General features: G+C 64.1%; 26 protein-coding genes and 1 tRNA gene. 9 read left to right on the top strand and 18 right to left on the bottom strand.

From position 1 onward, the window contains the following. Nucleotides 1-34: 34 nt before the first annotated feature. Nucleotides 35-1,402 (bottom strand): NAD(P)-dependent oxidoreductase, encoded by a 1,368-nt coding sequence (locus ACUTR7_RS09165; protein WP_445608658.1) that lies wholly within the window; start codon nt 1,400-1,402, stop codon nt 35-37. Between the two features lie 324 nt (nt 1,403-1,726). Here ACUTR7_RS09165 and ACUTR7_RS09160 point away from each other — a divergent pair, with 324 nt between their 5' ends. Continuing rightward, nucleotides 1,727-2,407, top strand: a complete 681-nt coding sequence (locus ACUTR7_RS09160; RefSeq protein ID WP_013803152.1) for a TetR/AcrR family transcriptional regulator — start codon at nt 1,727-1,729, stop codon at nt 2,405-2,407. Between the two features lie 4 nt (nt 2,408-2,411). Beyond that, complete coding sequence (gene speG / locus ACUTR7_RS09155; protein WP_012204707.1) at nt 2,412-2,942, top strand: spermidine N1-acetyltransferase; 531 nt, start codon at nt 2,412-2,414, stop codon at nt 2,940-2,942. Between the two features lie 10 nt (nt 2,943-2,952). Here the strand turns inward: speG and ACUTR7_RS09150 are convergent, their stop codons facing one another. From ACUTR7_RS09150 to ACUTR7_RS09135, 4 genes are all read right to left on the bottom strand, one after another. Continuing rightward, nucleotides 2,953-3,366, bottom strand: a complete 414-nt coding sequence (locus ACUTR7_RS09150; protein ID WP_445608657.1) for a DUF1801 domain-containing protein — start codon at nt 3,364-3,366, stop codon at nt 2,953-2,955. A 130-nt stretch (nt 3,367-3,496) separates the two neighbouring features. Beyond that, a tRNA-Val gene (locus ACUTR7_RS09145) sits at nt 3,497-3,573 on the bottom strand. Nucleotides 3,574-3,640: 67 nt separating this feature from the next. Continuing rightward, nucleotides 3,641-5,890, bottom strand: a complete 2,250-nt coding sequence (locus ACUTR7_RS09140) for a RelA/SpoT family protein (protein ID WP_034391898.1) — start codon at nt 5,888-5,890, stop codon at nt 3,641-3,643. Next, nucleotides 5,887-6,786 carry an alpha/beta fold hydrolase gene (locus ACUTR7_RS09135; protein WP_099750526.1) on the bottom strand — a complete coding sequence of 300 codons (900 nt, stop codon included), beginning with the start codon at nt 6,784-6,786 and terminating at the stop codon, nt 5,887-5,889. Before ACUTR7_RS09135 ends, ACUTR7_RS09140 begins: the two co-directional genes overlap by 4 nt. Before the next feature lie 177 nt (nt 6,787-6,963). On the opposite strand from ACUTR7_RS09135, the gene ACUTR7_RS09130 reads away from it, so the two are divergent. Beyond that, nucleotides 6,964-7,758 (top strand): 3-hydroxybutyrate dehydrogenase, encoded by a 795-nt coding sequence (locus ACUTR7_RS09130; RefSeq protein ID WP_012204702.1) that lies wholly within the window; start codon nt 6,964-6,966, stop codon nt 7,756-7,758. 72 nt (nt 7,759-7,830) lie between these two features. On the opposite strand, the gene ACUTR7_RS09125 is transcribed toward ACUTR7_RS09130, so the two are convergent. Then, on the bottom strand, nt 7,831-8,577 hold the full coding sequence (locus tag ACUTR7_RS09125) for an SIMPL domain-containing protein (protein ID WP_043819357.1): 747 nt from the start codon (nt 8,575-8,577) through the stop codon (nt 7,831-7,833). A 305-nt stretch (nt 8,578-8,882) separates the two neighbouring features. Between ACUTR7_RS09125 and ompR the strand changes: the two genes are divergently transcribed. Together ompR and ACUTR7_RS09115 are read left to right on the top strand one after the other, a co-directional pair. Beyond that, nucleotides 8,883-9,620, top strand: a complete 738-nt coding sequence (ompR, locus tag ACUTR7_RS09120; protein ID WP_017404718.1) for an osmolarity response regulator transcription factor OmpR — start codon at nt 8,883-8,885, stop codon at nt 9,618-9,620. 243 nt (nt 9,621-9,863) lie between these two features. Next, the gene (locus ACUTR7_RS09115; protein ID WP_012204699.1) at nt 9,864-11,366 is read left to right on the top strand and encodes an ATP-binding protein; all 1,503 of its coding nucleotides are present in this window, start codon (nt 9,864-9,866) and stop codon (nt 11,364-11,366) included. Between the two features lie 102 nt (nt 11,367-11,468). Here ACUTR7_RS09115 and ispF read toward each other — a convergent pair whose 3' ends face one another. Continuing rightward, the gene (gene ispF / locus ACUTR7_RS09110; protein ID WP_013803157.1) at nt 11,469-11,948 is read right to left on the bottom strand and encodes a 2-C-methyl-D-erythritol 2,4-cyclodiphosphate synthase; all 480 of its coding nucleotides are present in this window, start codon (nt 11,946-11,948) and stop codon (nt 11,469-11,471) included. 16 nt (nt 11,949-11,964) lie between these two features. Beyond that, nucleotides 11,965-12,795 (bottom strand): 2-C-methyl-D-erythritol 4-phosphate cytidylyltransferase, encoded by an 831-nt coding sequence (ispD, locus tag ACUTR7_RS09105; RefSeq protein ID WP_043819361.1) that lies wholly within the window; start codon nt 12,793-12,795, stop codon nt 11,965-11,967. Between the two features lie 161 nt (nt 12,796-12,956). Here ispD and mfd point away from each other — a divergent pair, with 161 nt between their 5' ends. From mfd to serB, 3 genes are all read left to right on the top strand, one after another. Beyond that, nucleotides 12,957-16,451 (top strand): transcription-repair coupling factor, encoded by a 3,495-nt coding sequence (mfd, locus tag ACUTR7_RS09100; protein WP_445608656.1) that lies wholly within the window; start codon nt 12,957-12,959, stop codon nt 16,449-16,451. Between the two features lie 17 nt (nt 16,452-16,468). Then, nucleotides 16,469-17,134: a hypothetical protein gene (locus ACUTR7_RS09095; protein ID WP_445608655.1), complete on the top strand. Its 666-nt coding sequence runs from the start codon at nt 16,469-16,471 to the stop codon at nt 17,132-17,134. Between the two features lie 79 nt (nt 17,135-17,213). Beyond that, nucleotides 17,214-17,927 (top strand): phosphoserine phosphatase SerB, encoded by a 714-nt coding sequence (gene serB, locus ACUTR7_RS09090; protein WP_012204694.1) that lies wholly within the window; start codon nt 17,214-17,216, stop codon nt 17,925-17,927. Between the two features lie 108 nt (nt 17,928-18,035). On the opposite strand, the gene ACUTR7_RS09085 is transcribed toward serB, so the two are convergent. The 10 genes from ACUTR7_RS09085 to ACUTR7_RS09040 all read right to left on the bottom strand — a co-directional run bounded on the left by ACUTR7_RS09085 (nt 18,036) and on the right by ACUTR7_RS09040 (nt 25,277). Then, nucleotides 18,036-18,866 carry a recombinase family protein gene (locus tag ACUTR7_RS09085; RefSeq protein ID WP_445608654.1) on the bottom strand — a complete coding sequence of 277 codons (831 nt, stop codon included), beginning with the start codon at nt 18,864-18,866 and terminating at the stop codon, nt 18,036-18,038. Between the two features lie 571 nt (nt 18,867-19,437). Beyond that, nucleotides 19,438-20,805 carry a zonular occludens toxin domain-containing protein gene (locus ACUTR7_RS09080; RefSeq protein ID WP_445608653.1) on the bottom strand — a complete coding sequence of 456 codons (1,368 nt, stop codon included), beginning with the start codon at nt 20,803-20,805 and terminating at the stop codon, nt 19,438-19,440. After that, nucleotides 20,802-21,191, bottom strand: a complete 390-nt coding sequence (locus ACUTR7_RS09075; protein ID WP_445608652.1) for a DUF2523 family protein — start codon at nt 21,189-21,191, stop codon at nt 20,802-20,804. Before ACUTR7_RS09075 ends, ACUTR7_RS09080 begins: the two co-directional genes overlap by 4 nt. Before the next feature lie 4 nt (nt 21,192-21,195). Next, entirely contained in the window at nt 21,196-22,698 is a 1,503-nt protein-coding gene (locus ACUTR7_RS09070; RefSeq protein WP_445608651.1) for a hypothetical protein, read from the bottom strand. A gap of 111 nt (nt 22,699-22,809) precedes the next feature. Then, nucleotides 22,810-23,043, bottom strand: a complete 234-nt coding sequence (locus ACUTR7_RS09065) for a hypothetical protein (protein WP_445608650.1) — start codon at nt 23,041-23,043, stop codon at nt 22,810-22,812. A gap of 73 nt (nt 23,044-23,116) precedes the next feature. Further along, nucleotides 23,117-23,335: a hypothetical protein gene (locus ACUTR7_RS09060; protein WP_445608649.1), complete on the bottom strand. Its 219-nt coding sequence runs from the start codon at nt 23,333-23,335 to the stop codon at nt 23,117-23,119. Continuing rightward, nucleotides 23,335-23,475: a hypothetical protein gene (locus ACUTR7_RS09055; RefSeq protein ID WP_445608648.1), complete on the bottom strand. Its 141-nt coding sequence runs from the start codon at nt 23,473-23,475 to the stop codon at nt 23,335-23,337. The genes ACUTR7_RS09060 and ACUTR7_RS09055 overlap by 1 nt, the downstream gene beginning before the upstream one ends. After that, complete coding sequence (locus ACUTR7_RS09050) at nt 23,472-23,684, bottom strand: hypothetical protein (RefSeq protein WP_445608647.1); 213 nt, start codon at nt 23,682-23,684, stop codon at nt 23,472-23,474. The genes ACUTR7_RS09055 and ACUTR7_RS09050 overlap by 4 nt, the downstream gene beginning before the upstream one ends. Nucleotides 23,685-23,686: 2 nt before the next feature. Further along, nucleotides 23,687-24,058: a hypothetical protein gene (locus ACUTR7_RS09045; protein WP_445608646.1), complete on the bottom strand. Its 372-nt coding sequence runs from the start codon at nt 24,056-24,058 to the stop codon at nt 23,687-23,689. Nucleotides 24,059-24,068: 10 nt separating this feature from the next. After that, nucleotides 24,069-25,277: a phage/plasmid replication protein, II/X family gene (locus ACUTR7_RS09040; protein ID WP_236884664.1), complete on the bottom strand. Its 1,209-nt coding sequence runs from the start codon at nt 25,275-25,277 to the stop codon at nt 24,069-24,071. Between the two features lie 1,000 nt (nt 25,278-26,277). Between ACUTR7_RS09040 and ACUTR7_RS09035 the strand changes: the two genes are divergently transcribed. Continuing rightward, nucleotides 26,278-26,538 (top strand): hypothetical protein, encoded by a 261-nt coding sequence (locus tag ACUTR7_RS09035; protein ID WP_128422609.1) that lies wholly within the window; start codon nt 26,278-26,280, stop codon nt 26,536-26,538. The last annotated feature ends 146 nt before the right edge of the window (nt 26,539-26,684 follow it).

Raw genomic sequence — 26,684 nt, 5'->3', positions numbered from 1 at the left:
GTCAATGCTCCTTGAAAAGCGCGGGCACAGCCGCTCAAACCCCGGCCGCCACGGCGCTGGTCAGCGCCTGGTGCATGGCTCGCGCGGCCACCTTGCCGTGCTCCACCGCCTGCACGGTCAGGTCCTGGCCACCGGCGCGGCAGTCGCCGCCGGCCCACACGCGCGGCACGCTGGTGCGGCCTTCGTCGTCGGTGTCGATGCGGCCGTCACGCAAGGCAATGGCCGCGCCCGCCGGCGTGCCGACATAGGTCTGGCCAATGGCCTTGAGCACCATGTCGGCCGGCACGTCGAACACCTCCTGCGTCACCTGCAGCCTGTCGCCCTCCACGCGGGTGCTGGCCATGCGCACGCCGCAGACCTTGCCGTCCTGCACCAGGATCTCCTGGGGCGCGGCCCACAGCCGCAGGTTGACGCCATGGGTCTGCGCCCATTCCTGCTCCACCCAGGAGGCGGACAGCGCATCCTTGCCCCGGCGGTAGAACATGGTGACCTCGTCGGCGCCCAGCAGCCGGGCCTGCACGGATGCATCCACCGCCGTCATGCCGCCGCCGATCACCACCACGCGCCGGCCCACCGGCACCGTGGATTTGTCGGCCGCCTGGCGGATGTCGGCAATGAAGTCCACCGCATTGCGCAAGCCTTCGGCCTGCGGCTCGGCCGCGCCCAGCGCATTGACGCCCGCCAGGCCCAGGCCGAGGAATACGGCGTCGTGCGCCGCCAGCAGCGAATCCAGCGTGAAATCTCGCCCCAGCCGCTGGTTGTTGCGCGGCGTGATCCCGCCCACGGACAGCAGCCAGTCGATTTCCTTCTGCGCAAAATCGCCCGGAGTCTTGTAGCTGGCCAGGCCGTATTCATTGAGCCCGCCCAGCTTGGGCCGGGCGTCGAACAGCACCACCTCGTGGCCCTGCAGCGCCAGCTGATGGGCGCAGGTCAGGCCGGCAGGCCCTGCCCCGACCACGGCCACCTTGCGACCCGTGGCGGCGGCACGCTGGAACAGCGGTGCACCATCGGAGGCCATGAAGGCATCGGTCGCATAACGCTGCAACGCACCAATTTCGACCGGCTTGTCTTCCTGGGTGTTGCGCACGCAGGCCTGCTCGCACAGCTGCTCCGTGGGGCAGACACGGGAGCACATGCCGCCCAGCGGATTGGCCGTCAGGATTTCGCGCGCCGCGCCACGGACGTTGTCCTGGGCGATGCGGGCGATGAAGGCCGGCACATCGATGCTGGTGGGGCAGGCCGTGGTGCACGGCGCGTCATAGCAGTAGTAGCAGCGCTCGGCCTCGATCAAGGCCTGGGAACGGTTCAGCGCGGGATGGGCGTCGGAGAAATTGGCCGCGTAATCGGCCAGGTTCAGGCGGCCGGCGGCAATGCCGCAGGCGCGTTGCGCGGGGCTATCCATGGTGCATCCTCCAGAGTCAGGATTGAGGGCGTGAAAGGGGCCGCGGCATGCAGGTGCACGCCGGGCCATCTCGGACAACGCAAGGCGGGCCGCAGGAAGGACTCCTGAACGGCCCCGGATCCAACAACACAGTCTTCGGAGGTTTCATCGTGGTCCTCGCATGTGTAAGTGACGCCTCTTGTCGGGCGCACTGGGGGTGGAACGGAATTTACGCGGGTGAAAAAATTTACCAATCAGTAAAATCACCCAGAAAGTCGTCAGCAAGAAAGATGCCAGACAATCGCACCAAAATGGCGCCACTTATCCCGACTTACCATCTGCGCAATGGCAACCCTTTCTGACAATGCGCCCCCTTCCCTGGCACGATCGGCCACGCGCAAACCCACGGCTGCACGCCTGCGCAAGGAACTGAACATCCTGCAGACGGCCGAGCTTCACTTTGCGCAATACGGCTTCGAAGGCGCATCGCTGGAACTGATCGCGCACGACGCCGGCCTGAGCCGCCACAACCTGCTGTACTACTTCGCCAGCAAGGAGGAGCTGTACCTGCGCGTGCTGGGCGACGTGCTGACGCAGTGGCTGGCTGGCATGTCCGACCTGCTGCGCGGCGACGACCCTGCGGAGGCCCTGCGCATCTACATCCGGGCCAAGCTGCAGTCCTCGCGCGAACGGCCCCATGGCTCCCGTGTCTTCACGCGCGAGGTGATGGCCGGTGCGCCCCGCTTCGGGCAGGCCATAGCGAGCCAGGTGGGCCCGGCGCTGGCGGCGGACGTGCAGGCCTTCGAGCGCTGGGTGGCGCAGGGCAAGATTGCCCGCGTGGATTTCACCCACCTGATGTTCATCCTCTGGTCCGTGACCCAGGCCTATGCCGATCAGCAGGCCCAGTTCGCGCTGCTGTTGGGCCGGCCGGAACTGACCGCCGACGACTACGACACGGCGGCCGATCTGATCTACCGGCTGGTAATCCGTGGCCTGCAGCCGGATACCGCGGCTCTCGCACAATGAGCGCATGAATCACAGCATCCGCCTGAGACCCCTGGAGCGCGAAGATCTGCGCTCCGTGCATCTGCTCAACAACAATGCCGCCATCATGCGCTACTGGTTCGAGGAGCCTTACGAGACCTTCGACGAGCTTTCCGCGCTCTATGACGCCCACGTGCACGACCAGACCGAGCGCCGCTTCATCGTCGAGCACCAGGGCGATCGCGCCGGTCTCGTCGAGCTGGTGGAGATCGACCTGATCCACCGGCGCGCCGAATTCCAGATCATCATCGCCCCCGAGCAGCAAGGCCAGGGCATCGCAGCCCAGGCAACGCGGCTGGCGCTGGACTATGGCTTCAAGACGCTCAACCTGCACAAGATCTTTCTCCATGTGGACCAGGAGAACGAGAAGGCCATCCACATCTACGCGCGCATAGGCTTCGTGCAGGAAGGCGTGCTGATCGACGAGTTCTTCGCCAACGGCCAGTACCGCAACGCCATCCGCATGTACCTGCTGCAAAACGACTACCTGCAGGCACAGGCCGGCATCGGCACCTGAGCGCGGACCTTCATCCTTTCGGCGACCTCTTCCTGGCAGCCGCCTCGTTGAGGGCGGCTGCCTCGCGCACCAAGTCCTTGAACGCTTGCGCATCGATCTCCTCGCCCTCGCGGATATCGATGGCACGGCGCACCTTGCCTTCAAGGCTGGCATTGAACAGGTGCTGCGGGTCGGCCAGCGATGCGCCTTTGGGAAAGGTGAGCTTCACGGCCGATTGGTAGGCCTCGCCCGTGCACAGAATGCCGCTGCACGACCAGACCGGCACCGACCATTTCCACTCTTCCGCCACGTCCGGAAGCGCTTGCACGATGAGCCGGCGCACATGCGCCAGCACCTCGCCGCGCCAGTCGCCCAGCTCGGCAATGCGCTGGTTGATCAATACGCTGGCCGACGCGGCCGACTCGGGCGAAACTGTCTTGATCATCCATGTCTCCCAAAGTGATGCATGTTCGATCACAAGACAGGCCAAGGCAAGACCACAGGGAGAACGCACAAACAAAAAAGCCTTCTGAGTGATCAGAAGGCTTTTTGCATTCCATCTGGCAATGGAAAATTGGTAGGCGCGATTGGACTCGAACCAACGACCCCCACCATGTCAAGGTGGTGCTCTAACCAGCTGAGCTACGCGCCTGTGTTTGTTCGAGAAAGCGATTCTAGCACGGCTTTTTCAGCCTCCAGGCAAAAATGCCTGAACATGCTCAACGCCGCCGCGCCGAACGCACGCCCGCCACGGCGGCCACGATGCCCAGCACCTTGCTCAGGCGGCCCGAATCGGCCACCTCCACGGTGAAGGTCATCCAGGCCGTTCCCTTGACGGACTGGGTCTGCACGCCAATGACATTGGTCTTTTCGCGCGCAAAGACTTCCGAGATATCGCGCAGCAGGCCCTGCCGGTCCGCCGCCTCCACGGACACATCGACCGGGTAGACGGCTGAGGCCACGGTGGCCGCCTTGGGCTGGCCCCAGGCCACATCGATCACGCGCTCGGAATTGCGCGCCGCCATCTCGCGGAAGTTGGAGCAGTCGGAGCGGTGCACGCTCACGCCCTTGCCGCGCGTGACAAAGCCCCGGATGTCGTCCGGCGGCGCAGGCTTGCAGCACTTTGCCAGCTGGGTCATCAGCGAGTCCACGCCAACCACCAGCACGCCGCCCTTGGGCGAGTCCGTGCCGCGCGCCTTGCGCACGAGGGTGAATTCCTCGGGTTCTTCCTCCACCTCAGCGGGCCGAAGCACGGTCTCGATATTGCGCAGCGAGTACTCGTCCTTGCCGACGACCTCGAACAGCGCATCTGCCGACTTGAAGCCCAACTGCACCGCCAGCTCCTCCAGCTTGACGGCGGTCTTGCCCTCGCGCTGCAGCAGCTTTTCGACGGCCTCCCGGCCGCGCGCGACGGTCTCGTGCGTGGCCTGGGCATTGAACCAGGCGCGCACCTTGGCCTTGGCACGGTTGCTGGTCAGATAGCCCAGGTCGGCATTGAGCCAGTCGCGCGAGGGGCGGCCTTCCTTGACCGTGGTGATTTCCACGGTCTGGCCGTTTTGCAGCGGCGTGTTCAGGGGCACCATGGCGCCGTCCACGCGCGCGCCACGGCAGCGGTGGCCCAGGCTGGTGTGCACGGAGTAGGCAAAGTCCACGGGCGTTGCGCCCTGCGGCAGCTCGATGACGGCAGCGTCGGGGGTGAGCACGTAGATGCGGTCCTCGAACAGGCCGCGATGGTGCGCGCCCGCCAGGTCGCTGCCCCAGGCCAGCAGCTGGCGCAGCACGGCGATCTTGGCGTCGTACTCGCTGCTGGCAGTGACGCCCGCGTATCCCTTGGTGCCCGCCTCCTTGTAGGCCCAGTGGGCGGCCACGCCGTGCTCGGCATGGTCGTGCATGGCCTGGGTGCGGATCTGGATCTCGATGGCACGGCCCGTCTCGTCGCGCACTACGGTGTGCAGCGACTGGTAGCCGTTGGGCTTGGGCTTGGCGATGTAGTCGTCGAACTCCGCCTCGATGGGCGTGAACTGCTCATGCACCCAGGACAGGGTGGCGTAGCAGTCCTTGATCGTGGGCACGACGACACGCATGGCGCGGATGTCGAAGACCTGGTCGAAGTTCAGCGACTTGCCGCGCATCTTCTTGACGATGCTGTAGATGTGCTTGGGCCGGCCCTGCACCGTGGCGCTGATGCTGTGCGCACGCAGATCGGCCTCCAGCCGCGCCCGCATCTGCTCCATGTAGGCCTCGCGCTCCACGCGCTTTTCATCGAGCAGACGAGCCACTTCACGGTAGGTCTCGGGCTCCAGGAAGCGCAGGGACAGATCTTCCAGTTCCCACTTGATCTGCCAGATGCCCAGCCGGTTGGCCAGCGGCGCGAACACCGTCAGCGCCTCGCGCGCAATACCGGGAGAGACCGGGCGCTTGCTGGCGGCGTAGTAACGCAGCGTCTGCAGGCGCGAGGCCAGCCGCAGCAGCACGACACGCAGATCGCGCGAGAAGCCCAGCAGCATCTTGCGCACGTTCTCGGTCTGCGTGGCCTCATCGTCCAGATACTGGCCGCCCAGCTCGGCGCCGCGCGCCTGCTGCTGCACGCGCATGAGCTTGTTGGTTTCCACGGCCAGGGTGGCGAAATTCTCGCCAAAGGCCTTGGCGATCACTTCCTGCGGACGATTCAGGTGCACGCTGGCATGCACCAGATAGATCGCCGCCTGCATCGTTTCGGAGCCACCGATGGTCTTGAGGATGGCGGCCACCGCATCGGCATGGGCCATCGTGTTCTCGCCGGACTCCATGGTCTCGGTGGCGATCAGCGGCTCGGCAAAGGTGCGCGCGCGGGCCAGCGCGTTGACCTGTTCGGGCAGGGTCTGCGACGTGGCCGTGATCAGGTGCGGCAGAACCGCCGGCACCTGGCCCGGCGCGGCTGCGGCGGGCGAAGGCGCCTGCACGGCGGCCTCGCTGCTGGCGGTCTTCATTCGTCACTCTCCCTGGCCTGCTCGGCAAGATTCATGGTGCTTGGCAAGCGCTCTTCTCCCCATAAGAACCGGCACAGCAAGGCCACCTGCCCTGCTGCGACGAAGGTGGGCGCATGCCCCACCCCTTCAAATTCCACGCAATGCGCCTTCGGGCCGCGCTGCGCCATGGCCTGCGCCGTGGCCGCAGTCAGCAGATCGGACTGCGCACCACGAACTAGCAAGACGCGTGCCTTGATCTGGTCATACAGCTGCCACAGCAGCGCTTCGCCGGCCTGGGCCATCTCGGGCGTCATCTGCTGCATGGGCACTGCAATCTGCGGGTCGTAATGCAATACCAAGCCGCCATCGGCGGCCGGGCGCATCATAGGTCGCGTCAATCGCGACCATTGCCCTTCGCTATGTGGGCCGAAGCCTTCGGAAATCAAGAGCAGCGCATGGGCTGCCTGTTCAAGATTTTCAAAATGCACGCCCTTGCCCAGGTACTGACCTATGCGCTCCAGGGCAGACCACTCGATGACAGGCCCCACATCGTTGAGCACCAGCCTGCGGATGGGCGCCGGCAGCGGCAGCCCCGGCTGGCCTGCAAGCGCCATGCCGATCAGCCCGCCCATGCTGGTGCCCACCCAATCCAATTGTTCGACAGGCGCCTGCGCATGCACCTGGGCCAGCAAGGCCAGCATGTCGGCTGCGTAAAGAGGCACCTGGTAGGCGGCCGGATCCTGCAGCCAGTCGCTTTCGCCACGCCCGACCACGTCGGGGCAGATCACGCGGGCGCGTTCGCTGAGCCGCTCGGCCAGCACGTCGAAGTCACGCCCCTGGCGCGACAGGCCGTGCACGCAGACCACGACATGGGGATGGTGCGGATCGCCGGTGCGATTCCATTCCCAATAGGCCATGCGGTGCGACGCATTCTCTTGAGCAGCCGGGCTGGCAGTACGGCTCCAGGGTGAGGCACGCCCGGCAACTGCCGGGCAGGATACGTAGTTCAGCGTAGGATGATTCATGGAAACGCATTCGCGGAGCCGGCGCCGATAATGGCTGTGTTGCATCGTACATTCATTCGGAGACTCTCTATGTTGAAAGGCAAGACCGCCCTCGTGACCGGTTCGACCAGCGGAATCGGCCTCGGGATCGCGAAGGCGCTGGCCCGCCAGGGCGCCAATATCGTGCTCAATGGTTTCGGCGATGTGGACGGCCCCCGTGCCGAAGTGCTGGCCGCAGGCCAGGCCGCCGGCGCCCAGGTCGCCTACCACGGTGCCGACATGAGCCGCGTGGCAGACATCGAGGACATGGTCCAGTACAGCGTGCGCAACTTCGGCCAGATCGACATCCTCGTGAACAATGCCGGCATCCAGCACGTGGCACGCGTGGAAGACTTCCCGCCCGAGCGCTGGGATTCCATCATCGCCATCAACCTGTCCAGCGCCTTCCACACCTCGCGCCTGGTCCTGCCCATGATGCAGGCGGCCGATGGCGGCAAGGGCTGGGGCCGCATCATCAACGTGGCTTCGGTGCACGGCCTCGTGGGCTCGGCGCAGAAGTCCGCCTATGTTGCGGCCAAGCACGGCATTGTCGGGCTGACCAAGGTCACGGCCCTGGAGAACGCCACCTCCGGCATCACCTGCAATGCCATATGCCCCGGCTGGGTGCTGACGCCGCTGGTGCAAAAGCAGGTGGACGCCAAGGCCGAGCAGCACGGCATCAGCAATGAAGAAGCCAAGAAGCTGCTGCTGGGCGAAAAGGAACCCTCGATGCAGTTCACCACGCCCGAGGAGCTTGGCGAGCTGGCCGTGTTCTTCTGCTCGCCCGCTGCCGCCAACGTGCGCGGCGTGGCCTGGAACATGGATGGCGGCTGGGCTGCGCAGTAATCGCGGCCAGACAGGACCACTGCCAAAAAAGGAGCGCCACGGCGCTCCTTTTTTCATGGATGGGTCACCCGGTCAGTACATCTGCACCGAACCCGACACGTGGACCATCACCTGCGCCTTGCCCGCTTCCACGGACACGGCATCCATTTCCGCGCCAGCGGCCTTGGCGGACATGGCCATCATGCGCGGACGCGGCATGGGCACCGAGGTATCGCTGCTGCTCACGTTGACCTCGCGCAGGCTGTAGTTGGCAAAGCCGAAGCTCTTGGACAGCGTGGTGGCACGCTGCTTGAACTGTTCGATGGCCTTGGCCTGGGCCTCGCCCTCGACCTTTTCACGGGCCTCGCGCGACAGGCCGAAGCCCACTTGCGACAGCGTCATGTCCTGCACCTGGGCCGCCGTCTGCGTGATGCGCGCGAAGTCGCGGCCCTGCAGAAGAATCTCGGCGCGGCCCTGCCAGCCTTCCACCTTGTTGTCCTTGCCATAGCGCGGATAGATGCCGAAGCTGCCGGTGCTCACATCCATCTGGCCCGACTGGGCGCTGCGCTTGGTCACTGCCATGGCGGCCTCGACCACTTTCTGCAGCTGGGACTGGACCGTGGCCGCATCGCGCCCTTCGCGCGTGGCCGACAAGGTGGCGGTCAGCAGGTCCTGCACCACATCCACCGAGCCTTCTGCAGACAACTGCACCACATTGGCCGGCTGTGCCTGCGCCGAGGCGGCGTTCTGCGCCCAGGCACCGCTGGCACAGGCCAGCGCAGTGGCCGCGACCACGGACTTGACCCAGGGGCGGGACAGCTGTTTGGAAAGCTTGCTCATGCGTTCACCCTTTGAAATGAAAGGTAGTTCAGGGATACAACTGCATGCCGCCCTTTCGCTACGGCATGCCGCCAGATGGTGACAGGTGTGGAGCCGTTCAGGCCTATTCGCCCCGTCATTCACAACATTATTGCAACGATAAATGCATCAACGCGGTGAACCCATAGTTAAATATTCTAAAGACACATTTTCCGTTCTAAATTTAAACGCAACATCTGTAACACACGGCAAAAGTTCGGGGTTTTGACCAGACTTTTCAGCCCAAGCTGGTAACAATGGCGGCTGTTACAAATGACCGACCGAGGATGAACATGGCCACTACGACCAACCGCACCGACAAGATCCTGGTGGTGGATGACGATGCGCGCATCCGCGACCTGCTGCGCCGCTACCTGACGCAGGAAGGCTTCGAGATCATGATTGCCGAAGATGGCAAGGCGCTGAACCGCATCCTGCTGCGCGAAACAGTGGACCTGATCGTGCTTGACCTGATGATGCCCGGCGAGGATGGCCTGTCCATCTGCCGCCGCCTGCGCTCGGCCAATGACCGCACGCCCATCATCATGCTGACCGCCAAGGGCGAGGATGTGGACCGCATCGTGGGCCTGGAAGTGGGCGCCGACGACTACCTGGGCAAGCCCTTCAACCCGCGCGAACTGCTGGCCCGCATCCATGCCGTGCTGCGCCGCCGCCCGCCGCAGGAAGCGCCGGGCGCGCCTTCCGGCGACAACGAGGTGGTGAGCTTCGGCCCCTTCACCTTCGACCTGGGCACGCGCGTGCTGCAAAAGAACGGCGAGGAACTGCCGCTGACCACGGGCGAATTCGCCATGCTCAAGGCCCTGGTGCGCCACCCGCGCCAGCCGCTGTCGCGCGAGAAGCTGGCCCTGCTGGCGCGCGGCCGCGAGTTCGAGCCCTTCGACCGCAGCCTGGACGTGCAGGTCTCGCGCCTGCGCAAGCTGATCGAGGAAGATGCTGCCGCACCGCGCTATATCCAGACGGTCTGGGGTGTGGGCTACGTGTTCGTACCCGATGGCGCGAACTGAAATGCATCACCCCCTGAGGCGCTGCGCGCCTTCCCCCTCTCTCGCTCCGCGGGAGGGGGACGACGCCCTCGCCGCGAGGCGGCTCTTGCTCGGCGTCCCTGGGTTGGGGCCGTAACGTTTTATGTGCCGTTGACAATGCGCAGCGCCAAAACCTCACCCTGTCGACCGAGACAACCGGTAACGCAGGCTGGCCGGCACAGGCGTAATCTCGCAGCCGGCCCCTAGAATGACGAACCGCATTCCATGAGTTCCTTCACCGTCCCGCCCCACGACGCCACCAGCCCTGCGCCGCTCGACTACGAGCGGCGCATGACTGCGCGCTCTCCGCTGGGACTCAATCTTTTCTGGCGCACCTTCTGCCTGCTGGCCCTGCTGCTGGTGGGCAGCATCCTGGCGTGGCTGCAGACGCTGCGCGCCTTCGAGTTCGAGCCACGCACGCTGCACACCGCCCAGCAGATCGCCTCGCTGGTCAACCTCAGCCGCGCGGCTCTGGTGCATTCGGATGCCATCAACCGCGTCTCTCTGATCAAGACCATGGCCGATCAGGAAGGCGTGCGCATTCTGCCGCGCGAGCCTGGTGACAGCTTCGAGCTGCTGGACCAGAGCACGCTGGGCAAGCGCCTGACCGAGGAGCTCACGCGCCGCCTGGGCTACGGCACCATCGTGGCGCGCAGCGTCAATGGCGAACCGGGGCTGTGGGTGGGCTTCACCATCAATGGCGACCGCACATGGCTGCTGATGGACCGCTCGCGCTTCACGCCGGCCAGCGGGCGCACCTGGCTGATCTGGCTGATCACGGCCGGCCTGCTGTCCCTGGCGGGGGCGGCAGCCATCGCGCGCCTGATCAACCGGCCGCTCAAGCAGTTGAGCTATGCGGCCAACCGCGTGCGAGATGGCGACTTTGACGCGAGCCAGCTCGACGAGGAAGCCGTCACCAGCGAGATCCGCGAGGTCAATATCGGCTTCAACCGCATGGCGCAGAAACTGGCCCAGCTGGAGCAGGACCGCGCGGTGATGCTGGCTGGCATCTCCCACGACCTGCGCACGCCACTGGCCCGCCTGCGGCTGGAGACCGAGATGAGCGTGGTGGACGACGTGGCGCGCGAGCACATGGTGGCCGACATCGTGCAGCTTGACGCCACCATCGACAAATTCCTGGACTACGCCCGCCCCGACCATGTGACCCTCAACCCGGTCAACCTGCATGCCGTGGTGTCTTCCTGCGTCTATGCGGTGCAGGACCACCGCGAGCTGCAGATCAGCATGGCCGTGCCCGAAGGCGTCTATGTGCTGGCCGACGAGGTGGAACTGGCGCGCGTGATCTCCAACCTGTTCGAGAACGCACGCCGCTACGGCAAGACGCCCGAGACCGAAACCACGCATGTGGACGTGACGGCATCTGAGCGCGAAAGCTGGGTCGTGATTCGCATCCGCGACCATGGCCGTGGCGTGCCGCCCGAGCAGCTGGCCAGCCTGACCCAGCCCTTCTTCCGTGGCGACTCTGCGCGCACGGCCGCAGCGGGCGCGGGCCTGGGCCTGTCCATCGTGGACAAGACGGTGCAGCGCATGGGCGGCGTGTTTGCGCTGTCCAACTCCTCCACGGGCGGGCTGGTTGCCCATGTGCAGTTGCAGCGTGCCTCGGGCGTGGCCAAGGGTGCCGAGCCCGAGCAGCGTCTGCAGCGCCCTCAGATCAAGCGCCAGCTGCCTCCGCGTGCGCAGGACGGCGCCCTGGACGGAGAGGACTGAGCCCGCAGCGCGCGTTCGTCAGATACGTTCGGCAGATACAAAGGCCCCGGCGATCATTGACCGATCGCCGGGGCCTTTTGCATGGGGATGGCACCCCGCTGGTCAGGCGCGGAACAGCAAGGCGGCGGCGCGCGCCTCCATGGCCTGTTGCTGGCCCACGGGCCCGAGCTTCTCGGCCGTCTTGGCCTTGACGTTGACCTGGTCCAGCGCCAGGCCCAGCGCCGTGGCGATGCGCTCGCGCATGGCAGGAATGTGCGGCGCCAGCTTGGGGGCCTGGGCAATGATGGTGCTGTCGATGTTGCCAATCTCCAGGCCCGTGGCGCGCACGCGGCGCGCCGCCTCCACCAGCAGCACCAGCGAATCGGCGCCACGGAATTCTGGGTCGGTGTCGGGGAAATGCCGGCCGATGTCGCCCAGCGCCGCACCGCCCAGCAGCGCATCGGTGATGGCGTGCAGCAGCACGTCGGCATCGGAATGGCCCAGCAGCCCCAGCTCATGCGGCACCTCGATGCCGCCCAGGATCAGCTTGCGCCCGGGCACCAGGGCATGCACGTCCCAGCCCTCGCCAATACGAAAATTCATGTGAAACATTCCAGGTTCAGAAAAACGGATTGCCCGACGCCTGCGGCTGGTCGCGCTTGCCCCGGTAGCGTTCCAGCGTCGCGCCATGCGCGCGCTGCGACAGCACGGCGGCAGCCAGCGCAAAGTCGTCGGGATAGGTGACCTTGAAGTTCTGCGCGCCGCCGGGCACCAGGCGCGGGCGCTGGCCCACGGCCTCCATGGCGCTGGCCTCGTCGGTCACGGCCGATCCCGCGTGCTCCAGGGCATCGAGCAGCGGCGCGATGCGAAACATCTGCGGCGTCTGCGCCAGCCATTTGTCGCTGCGGTCCACCGTGCCCGCCACGCGCACCCCGCCAGGCCCGGTCACGGCCGTCTTGAGCGTGTCAGGCAGCTTGTGCGCCAGCAGGCCGCCCACGGCATCGTGCTCGCAGGCGTCGATCAGGGCATCGATCAGTTCGGGCGTCACCAGGCAGCGCGCGGCGTCGTGCACCAGCACCCAGTCATGCGCGCTCGCACCGCGCGCCAGCAGCTCCTTCAGGCCATTGGTCACGGATTCGGCCCGCGTGGCGCCGCCGCAGGCCGCCGTGGAGTAGCGCGTGGGCGACGGACCCGGTAGGCCCTGGCGCCAGAAATCATCGCCAGGCGCGATCACTACCAGGGTGTGGTGCACGCGCGCTGTGCCCGCAAAGGCGGCCAGCGTGTGCGCCACCATGGGCGCACCGGCCACCAGGTGGTATTGCTTGGGCAGTTCAGGCGCAGGCGCATCGGGTGCGATGGCGCGCGAGCCCGTGCCCGCACAGGGGATCAAGGCCCACAGGCGGGCCGGCTCCAGGGACGCGGGCGCAGCCGCCGCAAGCAGATCTGTCATGGAGGCGCATTGTAGTGACGGCCATGCGCCACCATGGACATGCGGGGATGCCTGAATGGCCGCCATGCGTGCTGGCTAAAATGGTTCGATACCCCTCTGCGCGTGCCGAGGGGTTTTGTCGTTACTTCGCCCAGGCGCTGCGGCGCCCACGTCCAAGCACCATGGAACTGCCCAAGCTCACTCCCGGAAAACGCTTCACCCTGCCCCGCCCCGTGGGCAGCGCCGACGCCCTGCTGCTGGCCCGCCTGGGCGAGCGCGAGAAGGCTGCTGGCCGGGTGACGGCCATCGTCACGGCCGACGCCTCGGATGCCCAGCGGCTGATCGACGAGATGGCCTTCTTCGCCCCGGGCCTGCGCTGCGCGCTGTTCCCCGACTGGGAGACCCTGCCCTACGACAGCTTCTCTCCCCACCAGGACCTGATCAGCGAGCGCCTGGCCACGCTGTGGCGCATCAACCAGCGCGACAAGGAGCATGGTGCCGACGTGGTGCTGGTGCCCGCCACCACGGCGCTGTACCGGCTGGCGCCGCCCTCCTTCCTGGCCGGCTACACCTTCGAGTTCAAGAGCGGCCAGAAGTTGGACGAGGCCAAGCTCAAGGCCCAGCTGACGCTGGCCGGCTACCAGCATGTCTCCCAGGTGGTCAGCCACGGCGAGTACGCGGTGCGCGGCGGCCTGATCGACCTGTTTCCAATGGGCTCGCTGCAGCCTTACCGCGTGGATCTGTTCGACGACGAGATCGACTCCATCCGCACCTTCGATCCCGACACCCAGCGCAGCCTCTACCCCGTGCCCGAGGTGCGCCTGCTGCCCGGCCGCGAGTTCCCCATGGACGAGGATGCACGCGCCAAGTTCCGCCAGCGCTGGCGCGAGCTGCTGGAGGGCGATCCCACGCGCAGCCGCATCTACAAGGACATGGGCCAGGGCATTGCCACGGCCGGCATCGAGTACTACCTGCCGCTGTTCTTCGACGAAACGGCCACCGTGTTCGACTACCTGGGCGCCGATGCCACCGTGGTGATGCATGGCGACCTGGAGCCGGCCTTCCAGCGCTTTTGGCAGGACACCAAGGAGCGCTTCCGCCTGGTGCAGGGCGACCCCGAGCGCCCGGCCCTGCCGCCCGAGGTGCTGTTCCTGTCCGCCGACCAGTTCTACACGCGCGCCAAGGAGCACGCCCAGCTCGCGCTGCGCCCAGGCACCGAGGACGTGGCCGACAGCGCCATCTTCCAGAAGCTGGAGGACCTGTCCGTGGTGCGCGGCGCGGAAGACCCGCTGGCGCGCCTGCAAAGGCACATTGCCACCAGCGCCCACCGCATCCTGCTGCTGGCCGAGTCCGATGGCCGGCGCGAAAGCCTGCTGGACTTCTTCCGCGCCTCGGGCGTGAACCCGCCGGTCTTCGACTCGCTGGCCGAGTTCCAGGGCGATGCGGGCGAGAAGGTGGGCATTGCCACGGCCGGCCTGATGAACGGCTTTGCCTGGGTGGAGGCAGGCCTGGACTTCGTCACCGAGACGGAGCTGTTCGCCACCAGCCCCACGGGCCGCAGGCGCCGCCGCCAGGAGCAGGTCAGCGATGTGGAGGCGCTGATCAAGGACCTGTCCGAACTCAAGGTGGGCGACCCCGTGGTGCATTCGGACCACGGCATCGGCCGCTACCAGGGCCTGGTCAACATGGACATGGGCCAGAAGAACCCTGACGGCACGCCGGCCGTGCAGGAGTTCCTGCACCTGGAGTACGCGGGCAACGCCGTGCTCTACGTGCCCGTCAGCCAGTTGCAGCTGATCAGCCGCTACACGGGCGTCTCGCCCGAGGACGCGCCGCTGCACAAGCTCGGCGGCACGCAGTGGGAAAAGGCCAAGCGCAAGGCGGCCGAGCAGGTGCGCGACTCGGCAGCCGAGCTGCTGAACATCTATGCGCGCCGCGCTGCACGCCAGGGCCATGCCTTCCGCTACTCGCCCCAGGACTACGAGCAGTTCGCCAACGACTTCGGCTTCGAGGAAACGGCGGACCAGCGCGCTGCCATCCACGCCGTGATCCAGGACATGATCAGCCCCCAGCCCATGGACCGCCTGGTCTGCGGCGACGTGGGCTTCGGCAAGACCGAGGTGGCGCTGCGCGCGGCCTTCGTGGCCATCACGGGCGGCAAGCAGGTGGCCTTCCTCGCGCCCACCACGCTGCTGGCCGAGCAGCATTACCAGACCCTGGTGGACCGCTTCTCCAAGTGGCCGATCAAGGTGGCCGAAGTCTCGCGCTTTCGCTCGGGCAAGGAGATCACGGCGGCCGTCAAGGGCATTGCCGACGGCTCGGTGGACATCGTCGTGGGCACGCACAAGCTGCTGTCGGAGTCCACGCAGTTCAAGAACCTGGGCCTGCTGATCATCGACGAGGAGCACCGCTTCGGCGTGCGCCACAAGGAAGCCATGAAGGCCATGCGCGCCGAGGTGGACGTGCTCACGCTGACGGCCACGCCCATCCCGCGCACCATGGGCATGGCGCTGGAAGGCCTGCGCGACCTGTCCGTCATCGCCACCGCGCCACAGCGGCGCCTGGCCATCAAGACCTTTGTGCGCAACGAGGGCACGGGCGTGATCCGCGAGGCCGTGCTGCGCGAGCTCAAGCGCGGCGGCCAGTGCTACTTCCTGCACAACGAAGTCGAGACCATCGAGAACCGCAAGCAAAAGCTCGAGGAAATCCTGCCCGAGGCACGCATTGCCGTGGCCCACGGCCAGATGCCCGAGCGCGAGCTCGAACGCGTGATGCGCGACTTCGTGGCCCAGCGCTACAACATATTGCTGTGCTCGACCATCATCGAGACCGGCATCGACGTGCCCAGCTCCAACACCATCCTCATCAGCCGCGCTGACAAGTTCGGCCTGGCCCAGCTGCACCAGCTGCGCGGCCGCGTGGGCCGCAGCCACCACCAGGCCTATGCCTACCTGATGGTGCCCGACCTAGACAGCCTGACCAAACAGGCCCAGCAGCGGCTGGAGGCCATCCAGCAGATGGAGGAACTGGGCTCGGGCTTCTACCTGGCCATGCACGACCTGGAGATCCGCGGCGCCGGCGAGGTGCTGGGCGAGAACCAGAGCGGCAACATGATGGAGGTGGGCTTCCAGCTCTACAACGAGATGCTGTCCGAGGCCGTGCGCAGCCTCAAGGCCGGCAAGGAGCCCGATCTGCTCAGCCCGCTGTCGGCCTCCACCGACATCAACCTGCACGCGCCGGCCCTGCTGCCCAACGACTACTGCGGCGACGTGCACCTGCGCCTGTCCTTCTACAAGAAACTGGCCACGGCACGCACCAGCGACCAGATCGACACCCTGCTCGAAGAAATCGTGGACCGCTTCGGCAAGCTGCCGCCCCAGGCGCAGACGCTGATCGACGTGCACCGCCTGCGCGTGCTGTCCCAGCCCTACGGCGTGGTCAAGGTGGATGCGGCGCCCGGCGTCATCAACATCACCTTCAAGCCCCAGCCGCCCGTGGACCCGATGGCCATCATCCACCTCATCCAGAAGAACAAGCACATCAAGCTGGCCGGCAACGAGAAGCTGCGCATCGAGCGTGCCCTGGACAACCCCAAGGACCGTGCCCAGATGGTGCGCGACGTGCTGCGCAGCCTGGGCCAGCCGCTGGTGGAGGCGAAGGCGGCCCAGCCCGCATAGAACGCGTCGTTCCAGCCATGTTCCTCGAAGCGAGCATCGCCCTGCTGGCCCTGGCCACCGCGCTGTGGCTGTGCCCCTGGCGCATGCTGGCCGGCCGCACTGGTCCGGGCGGCCCGCAGGACCGCATGGCCTCGCCCCTGGTCACGCCGCTGCTGGGCGTGCTCGTGCTGCTGCCCTGGATCTGGGCCCTGCCCACGCTGCACCGCATGCCGCTGCAACTGCAGTGGTCATCTGCGCCGCTGGTGGTGCTCATGCTGGGCTGGCCTCTGGCCGTGCCGCTGCTGCTCATCGTGGGCGGGCTGGCCGCCCTGTTGTCGCCGGCCCTGGGCTGGGGCGATGCGCTGGGCATCTCGGTCTGGCAGGGCATCGTGCCCGCCACGCTGGCCATGCTCTGGGGTGCGGCGCTGCGGCGCTGGCTGCCGCACCAGATCTTTGTCTACATCCTCGCGCGCGGCTTTGCAGGCACGGTGCTGTGCGTCTTCATCGCCGCGCTGCTGGCCCAGGCAGCGGGCCACGCCCTGCCCGGCGTCAACGAGGATCTGTCACGCATCGCGCGCTGGCTCATGGCCTGGGGCGATGCCGTGGTCACCGGCATGGTCACCGCCATCTTCGTGGTGTTTCGCCCCCAATGGCTGGCCACCTGGTCGGACGCCATCTACCTGCGCCAGCCGCCCGCAGCCTGACGGCAGGCCCGCCACTGGATATGATTTGCGCCTGTTTCCCGCCAGCCCGGCGGCCCGTTCCCTTTTTGCAGCCCCACCCATGACCGATGTCACCGAATTCGCGCCCGGACTGCTGATCCGCGGCATCCAGCCGCCACTGAAGCTGGCCGACTACAAGCTCATCGCGTTCGACATGGACTCGACGCTGATCACCATCGAGTGCATCGACGAGATCGCCGACGCCACCGGCAAGAAGGCCGAGGTCTCGGCCATCACCGAAGCCACCATGCGCGGCGAGATCACCGACTTCAAGGACAGCCTGCGCCAGCGCGTAGGCAAGCTCGTCGGCGTGACCGAGGCCGACATGGCCCGCGTGCTGGCCGAGCGCCTGAAGCTCTCGCCGGGCGCCGAAACCCTGGTGCGCGCAGCCCAGGCCGCGGGCCTGAAGGTGCTGCTGGTCTCGGGCGGCTTCACCTACTTTGCCGAACATGTGCGCGGCATGCTGGGCATCGACTTCGTGCGTGCCAACGTGCTGGAGATGCGTGACGGCGCACTGACCGGCGGCCTGATCGAGCAGCCCTGGGGCGACATCTGCGACGGCGCCGAAAAGCGCCGTACCCTGCTGGAAGTCGCCTCGCTGCTGGGCATTCGCCCCGACCAGTGCATCGCCGTGGGCGACGGCAGCAACGACATTCCCATGATGCAGGTCGCAGGCCTGTCCGTGGCCTACCACGCCAAGCCGCGCGTGCGCAACGAAGCCAAGGTCTCCATCACCGAAGGCGGCCTGGACCGCCTGCTGGAAGTCCTGCGCTGAAAACGGGCGGCAGCGGCGGGCGCAGGCCGCTGCGCCGCTCCGCAATCAATGGCTTTTGAAGCAATCAAAATTGATAGCAAAAGCCATTAAAAGCACTCAAAAACCCACTCATCGAGTGGGTTTTACGTTGTTGTAAACCAACTGCCTAAGCTGGCCATATCTGCGAGGTTTCCTGCCCGTGGCCTCTGCGTGCAAGCGGAAGACACTGGATGGGCTGACGCCATATGCCTCCGCAATGGCACGCTGCGGGATACCGGAATCAGCAAGCTGGATGATCTCGTTTGCATCCTGCAATGGGATGCTCGGTGGCCGGCCAAGGGTCTTGCCCTTCTTGATTGCCTCAAGCTGCCCCGCCATGCACCGCTCTCTAATCAAGCTTCGCTCAAACTCTGCAACAGCGCCAAGGACCTGCAGCATCATCCGCCCCATTGAAGTCTCCACGTCGACGGGCTCTGTGAGGCTCCGAAGCCTGGCCCCAACTCCCTGCACATGCTCAATGATGCGGATCAAATCGCGGAGACTGCGAGCGAGCCGGTCCAGCTTGTAAACGACGAGCTCATCACCACGACGAAGACGCAGCAATAGAGCTTCGAGCTCGGGCCTGTGCTTCACCGCTGATCGCTTTTCCTGAACAACCTCATGACACCGTGCCGCGACAAGTGCACTCGCCTGCATTGATGTGTCTTGATCGAGCGTGCTGACTCGCGCATACCCATAACGCATACGTTCTCCTAGCGTATTTTGTGGAAATGAAAATGCCTGCAGCAATACCGTTTTTCCAGGGCACGCAGCAGGCTTGGTCAGTTTGCGAGGGTTTTGCCAACGCGCGAAACGCCTCGGCTTGCGAGGGCTGCGGCTAAACGATGTGTTCGACCTGGTCGAGATCTGGAAGCGCGGGCCAGGCGCGGATTTGACCTGGTGGGCGATGGCGCCGGGCATGTTGCGCGGCAAGTGTTGACATGGGGCGATGCCCCATACCCCTCAGCAGCGTAGCCTGAATTGCTTGTCTCTCGAAAGACGCCGCTCTTCGGTAATCCAGGGTCTGCTGTCAACTCGCGCCAAGCCATCCAGCCACTTGATGCGCTCATCGAGCTGCTGGCAGGCTGATCGATTCGACGGTGCTTCTGCACTCGAAGAACCGGATGAATAGGGCGCACTGGACAGCGATTCCGCATTGCGTTTTTGGCTACGTGCCATCTCGACCTGGTCATCCCACGAAGCAGCCAGAGGCACCCTTGCGATCCGTTCGACAGTCCACCCTCGAGCAGAGCAATGTTCATGATTCCAATACAGCCGCCCAGGTGCAGCTCGACACAAAAATATCTCTTTGGTTTGCGCGCCTCTGGGATCTGCCAAGGCAGGCGATGTATCGACCTCCTTCGCGCCTTTACACGGCTGGTTGCTATATGTATTGCCACATCGATACACCTGAGCATTTGCCGAGCTAGTCAGAAGGACGAATAGAAATACTGTCGCTGCTTTGAGTTGCATAGACAGGGTTGTAACAGAATCAATCTGTCAACACAGATCTCACCTGAGCATTGCGTCGCGCGAGCGCAGCGCTGTAGCCTTCATGCTGCGGCTCCTGCTGCGCGACGAGCTGGGGGGCCAGATGGAGCGGCGCCGCTGAAGTTTGTGTGGGCCGGTCGCTACGGGCGCCGGTCGCTGTGTCAATGACCACCGGCTTATCACCGCGGCCGCTGGCTGTGTACGGCGCATCGCAGGTCACTGGACGCACCACGCTTTGATAGGTGACCGTCGCCATGCAGTGCGCCAGGCGGTGGACCTTGTAGCCAGCTTGCACCAGGTCGTCGCTGGTGACATCAAACACGCGGCGCCCCTCACTGCTAACCACAAATGTGATCTGGTCCCTGCCCTGCTTACGGAGGTCGCCAGTCATGTGCAGCAGCTTGCCAAACAGCGGGTCTTTGACCTCGGGTGCAGTTGGGGTCGCCGAGGTGCCTGCAGGCTGCTGTGGGGCCTGGGCGGGGGCTTGCTGGGCCTGTGGCGCGGCAGCGGCATGCTGGACATGCACAGGCTGGGCCGCAGTGGATTTTTTGGCTGCAGGCGCGGTCTTGTGGCCCCATACGCTGGTGTCGTCCTGGGGCCAAAACGCGTAGACCATGTACGCGATGGCCAGGACCCAAAAACACCAGGTGAAGCGGCGGAATTTAACAATGAAAGGCGACACGTCCTGGACCTTCGATTCCGAAGATCCGCTGCTTTGCGTGTTGCTCTTGTAGAGCCCGAAGTACTTGGATTCGTACTTGCGGCGATCCGTCTGGATGACAGCTCCACGATAGCCCGCATGGACTTTCCGAATGTACTCATCTGCGTTGCCCAGGATGTCGGCCTTGCGGCACTTGATCATCGTGGCCACGAGCTGGGCAATCGGCTGGTTGATGTCGCGGAATGATTGCGTCATCAACAGCACTTCGGCGTTGTAGTGCCGATGCAGCTTGAACCACTGCACAACCGCGTCAGGCGTGCCGATCTTTGGGAGCGCAACGTGGCATTCGTCGATGACGTACAGCGGGCCTTGATCCTTATCGCCCCGCCATGTGCTGTAGTAGTCCCACACAGACCCGAAGGTGAAGATGTTTTCGGGCTGGGGTTCGGGCTCGCGGTCAGTCCACAGCCGGAATGCCTCATGCTCGGCGATGTTGGCGGCGTTCCAGTCGCCAATCCGCGGCGCCGGCCGGGTGCGAATCTCGATCAGATCGCGCCAAGCCGGATTGATAGCCGCAAAGGCATCGACGTTGAGCGGCAGGTTCGTGATGACCTTGCGACCAGCCCTGAGCGCAGGCAGGACGTGATACGCCACAGCCTCATAGCTCTTGCCAGAGCCGGGGATACCTTCGAGTCCATTGACGCTCATGAGCCAAGCCTCGTGAACGGGATGAGCTGCAGCGCGAGCCGGATGCCGATGGCCGTGGTGATGATCGCCACAGCAGATCCAACACCGCACAGCGCCATGACGTTGAGGATCTCGGCAGGCAGGCCGCCAGCTGGAGCAAACCCCTGCAGGCCACTGATGTCAAGAGCCTTGACTGCGGACACAACCAGGTCGAGCAATTTTTCGATGACCCAGCACACAAGGTCCGTGGCCATATCCCACAGCGCCTTGAGGACGTTGACGACCAGGTCAGAGAAAAACTTGACCAGAGTCGTGACGGTCTCTTTCAGCCAATCGACATAGTCGGTGAATGCGGACTTGAGCCAGTCCACAAAATCGCTGATGGTTTTCTTGAGCCAGTTGAGCATGATGTCAGCCCCCAAACACGAGCCGACGCGCAAGCAGCAGCGCGGACAAAATGGTGATGGCCTTGAGCACGCCCCAGAGCCAGCTCGGTGGCGATATGTCGCGCTGGCCGAAGTTGCCGATACCGCCCATGTCGAGGTCAATGATCCAGGTGGGAGGGGTGCCTCCGTCTGCTACTTTGGGCATCAGATCCCCGACGAGATTTGAAATCGGTGCGCTCTTGATTTCTGCAGTCTTCGCGCTCCAGACGCCTGCTATGCCGTCGGGGTATTTGGCCGTGTAGAGCTTGGGTTGCTCAGGGGCACCAAACTTACCAAAGGCAGGCTTGCCGGGCAGCGTGGGACCATCGTTATCTTCACAGTCGGCGCCTTCGCAAGAGCCACTGCCTGAACCGCTGCCAGAGCCCCCGCCAGTGCCCGTACCCGGCTTCTTTGTTGGGTCGAGTGCGCCACACACAGCACTACCGGAGTTTTTGGCGCAGTAGTCATCTTTGGTAGTCGTGGTGCTCGTAGTGGTTGTACCAGTCGTGTTGCCGCTGCTGTCTTTACCAGTGGTTGTCGTGGTCGTGGTACAGCTATTGCCTGTGCATGTGGTTTTCGTGTCGGTCTTTGTAGTGGAGCCGTCCGGGTTTTGTTTCGTCTCAGTCTTGTTATCGCCCTCTGCCCCGGACCAAGGAATGCAGACATCTTTACCATTAACAGTCCCTGGTTGACCATTGCATTTTCCAGGATCTTTAGCCCCCGGCGGGGTAATGTCTTTTTCTTCGGGAGTGCCCTCATTAAGCTTGTTAATCACATCGGGATTGCAAGCAGATCCAACATAGTTACCCTGCCCTTGAGTCCACCATTTCCCAGAATCATCCTGAGTGGCGACTGTGGTCCCATTAGACAATAGACATCCTTGCGTACAGCCTGGGAAAGCTGGATTCCATCCTGATATATCGCCATAGTACGGCTCACCAGCCTCTATGCAACTAAAATCACCGCTCTTTCCAGGAGCACGGAATAATTGGGATAGTCCCAATTTCTTCTTATCAGCACACCAGTTTTCCAAACCTGCACAGGGCTTATCTTTTTCAGGGAAGCAACCACCATCGCCCTGCACAAATCCAGGCTTGCACACACATTGCCCATCAACAAGCTCAGAGCCTTGCGCGCATTGCTTCGGTCCATCCTCAATACACTGAAGGCCCTCCAGTTTGTAGCCCGCAGGACAGACCGGGTTTTCGGCGATACAAGCAGTGCCGCCACTGCCGCAACCGCCCACTTCGTAACCAGCCCAAGGGACACCACTTATCACACCGCTAACCTGTGTGTAGGTGTAGCAAGCGCCAGTATCGGGATACGAGCGCTTATGCGCCGCGATGATGTCGCTAACGCAAGAGCCGCTATTGCTGTAAGCGTTACCGCCACCATATGGCCGCCAAGTCCATGTGGGCTCAACAGCGCTGGCATGTTGCATGCACAGCAGGAGCAGCAAAGCGCAGATCAATCGATAGACGAGACGCATGCGCTAGATCCTCGCAAGCATGAAAAAACAAATCGCCCCGATCGCGCCGATCAGCGCGAATACGGCGTGAACAGCGACAACCAGGGCGACGACCAACATGACTAACGCCTGTTAGATTTTGGCGATGATGCGCTTGACGACCGAGGGGCCCTTCATGACCAGGGCGATGCCGACGATGACCAAGCACAGTGCTGTAGCCTTGGCGGCAATGCCGGAGATGTCCACGGCATCAAACAGGTCATCCATACCTGCGGCCTGCGAGGCAGTGACGGCCATGGCCATGCCAGTTGCTGCAACAGCCTTGGCGCCGAATTTGCGAGCAATCGCTCGTGTTTGCTGGAACATGATTTTTCCTTAAAAAGTTGGTTGAAAAGGTGCGAACTTGCACCACAGAGCCGCAGGGCTCTGGGCTGCAACCTCAGAGACTGCGAACCGTGCGCAAGGCAACGCCCAGGCCGAAGCCGAGCATTGCGAGCGCGAAGACAAGACCGAAGCCGATGCCGACTGCTAAGGACACGCTGCCAGGCGTGATGCCAAGTGCGGACAGGTCCTGCAAAGTGACCTCGGTTACCGCGACCTGGTGCATGGCCTGGCAGGGCACTTCCCCGGGCTGCAAGCAGACGAAGTAGCCAGACATCAGCGGTCCACGAAGTCTTCGTAATCGCTTTGCGAATCCGTATCGATGGACCCACACTCTGTACAAGCAACTTCGTCGGAACCCTCCTCTTGATCGGTGTCGAAAAACGATCCGCAGCCATAGCAGACATAGGTACTCATGGCTCTACTCCTGAAGAAAAATCGGCACGCTGGCGAGCGGCCGCGATGCGGTCACGGCGGTCGAAATAGCGACCAATCAAGAGGACGCAGCGCGCAGCGACATGGACGAAGGCGCTGAGCACCACGGCACCGCAGATGCCCCCCGCGACCGCGATAAAAAACAGGCCCGCGATGAGCTGTTGAAACTGGTCATGAGTGAGAGCGTCCATGGCTAGGCTGCAGCCTTCATTGCCGGGGCCTGCTGGCGGGCCTCAGGGCGAGCGGCAGCCGGTACCACTGCATCCGCTGCAGCAGGCCGTGCCGGGGCCTGCGCGAGGGTCTCCACGGGCCGCACACCGATGACGACTTCACGGGACTCTTTGCCGTTGCTGACGCGCTCGACTTCGAGCTCGGCAACGAAGGGCAGTGGGATGTGCTGCATGCGAAACACAGCATCCGCGTCGGGCATCTTCCAGTCCTCGACGGCATAGCCGCCCTTGAAGTTCTCGCCCGGCTTGTTGTAGCGGTCGTCCAGCTTCACGCGTGCGTACACGGTGCCGCTGTTGATGCCCTCTCCGTTCACAAAGCCCTTGAAGGCTTTCATTCCCACAACTTCAACCATGAGTGCCATTTCGATTCCTTTCGGGTGGCGGTAGCTCGTACCAGTCAGGCATGGACACCGGGCCGAGCTTGATTACCCGGGTCCTCGTTTTCAAAGGGACGACGTTGCTTTTGATGGCGATATCGACCCCGTACGGAAGGAGCTCGCGCCGATGCCTGTAGAAGGTGGCGCGGCTCAGCTTGGTGGTCAGGTCGTCGCCGGCCTGCCACATGCGATAGGTGGACAACAGAGCCTTGGGAAGTTCGGACAACTCGTCCACGTCAGCGCAGGCGCGGGTGAGCACTTCGCAGCGCTGCTCGAACTCCATCTCGATTTGCTTCATGTCGAATCCCCCGAGGAAGTGGCAGCCCATGTCGTGCAGCTTGGTTGCCTTGAAAGTCATCTCCACACGCACCAGGCCAACGGCATCGCACCAGTCGGCAAGCTGCAGGACATATGGATCGACGGGGGCCTTTTCGAACGTCGAGGAATCAGCGACGCGGCCCGCATGGCGGCGCAGTTCCGGCCCCTTGAGATAGGCCTTGAAATAGACACGGCGGGAGCCGCGACCGAAGTCCACGGTCTCGCCATCGCCGTAGGTCCCAGTCTTCAGCCGACTCGCCTGCTGGCTCTGCAGGTAGCGCATGAAGTGGTAGGCGTTTTCCTTGCCGCCCACGCTCCAGTTCTGGGTCACATCGACGCGCGTAACCACAGCGCCGGTCCAGCAGGTGCGAGGCTCGCCCTTGAAGTTCGTGATGAACTTTTCACCTTCGGTGAACGGAGGCAGGCCCAGCGAGAGCAACAAGCGGTTGATGATCTGCAGGCACTGCATGAACGAGTAACCGAACACGTTGTCGGTCCTGCCCCACTTCGAAACGTTGCCCTCAAACCAGACGGTTTCGCCGTCGCAGCGCACGAACACAGCAGTTTCGAATGAGCCTTCGATACGCGATTTCTTGAGCGTGATCGATTCGACCTGGCCATCGCTGTCGATGCGCATGAACGCACCGTCCGATATCTGCGGCAGGCCGCCGCATGCGTGCCGCTGGTAGATCGAAAGCCAGTCGCAGAAGCCGACGAGCTGGGCTTTTGTGATGGGCGCGGGGTACCACTCCGCGCGTCCGGCCCGGCGCTCTGCCAAGTCGACAACGTTGCCCGGTACGGCAGCGTCCAGAACAGGAAAAGTCTCATCGGTGAGACTAAAGTGACGTGTTACAAGCACGTCACGCCCTCCGGGCCCCGGCGCGGACCCTCCCCCGCAAGCGGGGCCCCCTCCGCTCCGGTGCCCTCCGCAGCGCACGAGCAGGGCTCGCACAGGCGCACCTGACGGCAAGGCACCGTGAAGCGCGCGGCTTCCGGGAACGAGGTTTCGACGGTCCAGAGATCCTGACCGTCAGGGGTGGTCCATGCGTTGCAGATCTGCGCGCAGTACAGAACGCCGCGCCGCATGATCTGGACATGCTGTGACTGGAGGGTGTGACCGACCTGGGCTGCAGCACGGCAGCGCGCGGCATGCTCCGCGTGGGTGTAGGGGCGGCCTGTCATCGGGGCACATCCCAGCGGCCAGCGGTGCAATAAGCACCGGAGATGATGTAGCCCGCTTCTTTGGCGCAGGCATCGCGCCAGTTGCGCGCGGCCACAGAGTCGGGGCCGCAGGAGCGCAGGGCTGTGCGATACATGACGACGCACTTGAGCAGGTATCGGGCCTGTTCAGAACGGGGTGGGTCGAGGCGGCGGCTCATTGGTCGCACCGCCCAACCAAGCAGCAACTGCGATTGACGAATCCGTGACGCAGACCGAGCTCACAGTCAAATTCCATGAGCCCGAGAGCAAACACGCATGCAGCCATCAGGGCAAACAACACGGCGAACATAAAGTAGCCACGCTGATGGGTGCCCCCCACCTGGTCGTCCTGGTCGGGAGCCGCCAGGCGCGCGGCCAGGCTTGTTTGACCAGGTGGAGGACGGAACGAAGATCGAGGTTTAGGCATGCTGGCGGCTCCTGGGTTGTGATGAGGAGCCGCCTGCTCTGCTTCTGGCGGTAGGCCCGGCTGTTGTTCACTGCCTGCGACCGAGCAACGTGTCCCCCTAAAAGCGCCTTGTTCAGACTCGGGGCCGGCTCCAAAACTAACGACTCGTTAGCACGCAGATACTAACGAGTCGTTACCCAATCGACTAACGAGTCGTCATATCATCAAAAGCACTTGACGACCTGGAGCAACCATGACCTCTACGATTGAGCTGCTAGAAAAAGCGCTGAAATCCAAGCGAGCTGCCACCTGGTGCAAAGACCTGAATATCAGCTCCGCAGCTTTTGCTCAAGCAAAAATGCGTGGCCGTCTGAGCCCCGTGCTTGCTGGAAACATTGCTATGGATTTAGGAGAAGACGCCAGCAAATGGATGGCGGTCGCGGCCCTTGAAGCAGAACGAGAAAGCCCGCTCCGGGACCGACTGCGGGAGCGGTTGCTGCTCCGCAATCAATAGCTGAGAATGTTCTGTGGGCTTGCTTTTCCGGCAAGCCCCAGTCTTTTCTACAATGCTTCACGCAGCCCCATAGGCCACCGCCCCAGCGCCGGGTGGCCCACCTACAACAGCAGGCTGCACGCCGGCGCATCCGCGCGCCGGTGCTT

The organism is Delftia sp. NA_296.1 (genome assembly GCF_052692095.1).
This window is presented reverse-complemented; position numbering and strand designations above follow the sequence as displayed.

What these genes read in the sequence shown, in the direction of transcription:
- ACUTR7_RS09165 (WP_445608658.1), bottom strand. Translation starts at nt 1,402, where the DNA reads ATGGATAGCCCCGCGCAACGCGCCTGCGGCATTGCCGCCGGCCGCCTG.
- ACUTR7_RS09160 (WP_013803152.1), top strand. Translation starts at nt 1,727, where the DNA reads ATGGCAACCCTTTCTGACAATGCGCCCCCTTCCCTGGCACGATCGGCC.
- speG (WP_012204707.1), top strand. Translation starts at nt 2,412, where the DNA reads ATGAATCACAGCATCCGCCTGAGACCCCTGGAGCGCGAAGATCTGCGC.
- ACUTR7_RS09150 (WP_445608657.1), bottom strand. Translation starts at nt 3,366, where the DNA reads ATGATCAAGACAGTTTCGCCCGAGTCGGCCGCGTCGGCCAGCGTATTG.
- ACUTR7_RS09140 (WP_034391898.1), bottom strand. Translation starts at nt 5,890, where the DNA reads ATGAAGACCGCCAGCAGCGAGGCCGCCGTGCAGGCGCCTTCGCCCGCC.
- ACUTR7_RS09135 (WP_099750526.1), bottom strand. Translation starts at nt 6,786, where the DNA reads ATGGCCTATTGGGAATGGAATCGCACCGGCGATCCGCACCATCCCCAT.
- ACUTR7_RS09130 (WP_012204702.1), top strand. Translation starts at nt 6,964, where the DNA reads ATGTTGAAAGGCAAGACCGCCCTCGTGACCGGTTCGACCAGCGGAATC.
- ACUTR7_RS09125 (WP_043819357.1), bottom strand. Translation starts at nt 8,577, where the DNA reads ATGAGCAAGCTTTCCAAACAGCTGTCCCGCCCCTGGGTCAAGTCCGTG.
- ompR (WP_017404718.1), top strand. Translation starts at nt 8,883, where the DNA reads ATGAACATGGCCACTACGACCAACCGCACCGACAAGATCCTGGTGGTG.
- ACUTR7_RS09115 (WP_012204699.1), top strand. Translation starts at nt 9,864, where the DNA reads ATGAGTTCCTTCACCGTCCCGCCCCACGACGCCACCAGCCCTGCGCCG.
- ispF (WP_013803157.1), bottom strand. Translation starts at nt 11,948, where the DNA reads ATGAATTTTCGTATTGGCGAGGGCTGGGACGTGCATGCCCTGGTGCCC.
- ispD (WP_043819361.1), bottom strand. Translation starts at nt 12,795, where the DNA reads ATGACAGATCTGCTTGCGGCGGCTGCGCCCGCGTCCCTGGAGCCGGCC.
- mfd (WP_445608656.1), top strand. Translation starts at nt 12,957, where the DNA reads ATGGAACTGCCCAAGCTCACTCCCGGAAAACGCTTCACCCTGCCCCGC.
- ACUTR7_RS09095 (WP_445608655.1), top strand. Translation starts at nt 16,469, where the DNA reads ATGTTCCTCGAAGCGAGCATCGCCCTGCTGGCCCTGGCCACCGCGCTG.
- serB (WP_012204694.1), top strand. Translation starts at nt 17,214, where the DNA reads ATGACCGATGTCACCGAATTCGCGCCCGGACTGCTGATCCGCGGCATC.
- ACUTR7_RS09085 (WP_445608654.1), bottom strand. Translation starts at nt 18,866, where the DNA reads ATGCCCGGCGCCATCGCCCACCAGGTCAAATCCGCGCCTGGCCCGCGC.
- ACUTR7_RS09080 (WP_445608653.1), bottom strand. Translation starts at nt 20,805, where the DNA reads ATGAGCGTCAATGGACTCGAAGGTATCCCCGGCTCTGGCAAGAGCTAT.
- ACUTR7_RS09075 (WP_445608652.1), bottom strand. Translation starts at nt 21,191, where the DNA reads ATGCTCAACTGGCTCAAGAAAACCATCAGCGATTTTGTGGACTGGCTC.
- ACUTR7_RS09070 (WP_445608651.1), bottom strand. Translation starts at nt 22,698, where the DNA reads ATGCGTCTCGTCTATCGATTGATCTGCGCTTTGCTGCTCCTGCTGTGC.
- ACUTR7_RS09065 (WP_445608650.1), bottom strand. Translation starts at nt 23,043, where the DNA reads ATGTTCCAGCAAACACGAGCGATTGCTCGCAAATTCGGCGCCAAGGCT.
- ACUTR7_RS09060 (WP_445608649.1), bottom strand. Translation starts at nt 23,335, where the DNA reads ATGTCTGGCTACTTCGTCTGCTTGCAGCCCGGGGAAGTGCCCTGCCAG.
- ACUTR7_RS09055 (WP_445608648.1), bottom strand. Translation starts at nt 23,475, where the DNA reads ATGAGTACCTATGTCTGCTATGGCTGCGGATCGTTTTTCGACACCGAT.
- ACUTR7_RS09050 (WP_445608647.1), bottom strand. Translation starts at nt 23,684, where the DNA reads ATGGACGCTCTCACTCATGACCAGTTTCAACAGCTCATCGCGGGCCTG.
- ACUTR7_RS09045 (WP_445608646.1), bottom strand. Translation starts at nt 24,058, where the DNA reads ATGAAAGCCTTCAAGGGCTTTGTGAACGGAGAGGGCATCAACAGCGGC.
- ACUTR7_RS09035 (WP_128422609.1), top strand. Translation starts at nt 26,278, where the DNA reads ATGACCTCTACGATTGAGCTGCTAGAAAAAGCGCTGAAATCCAAGCGA.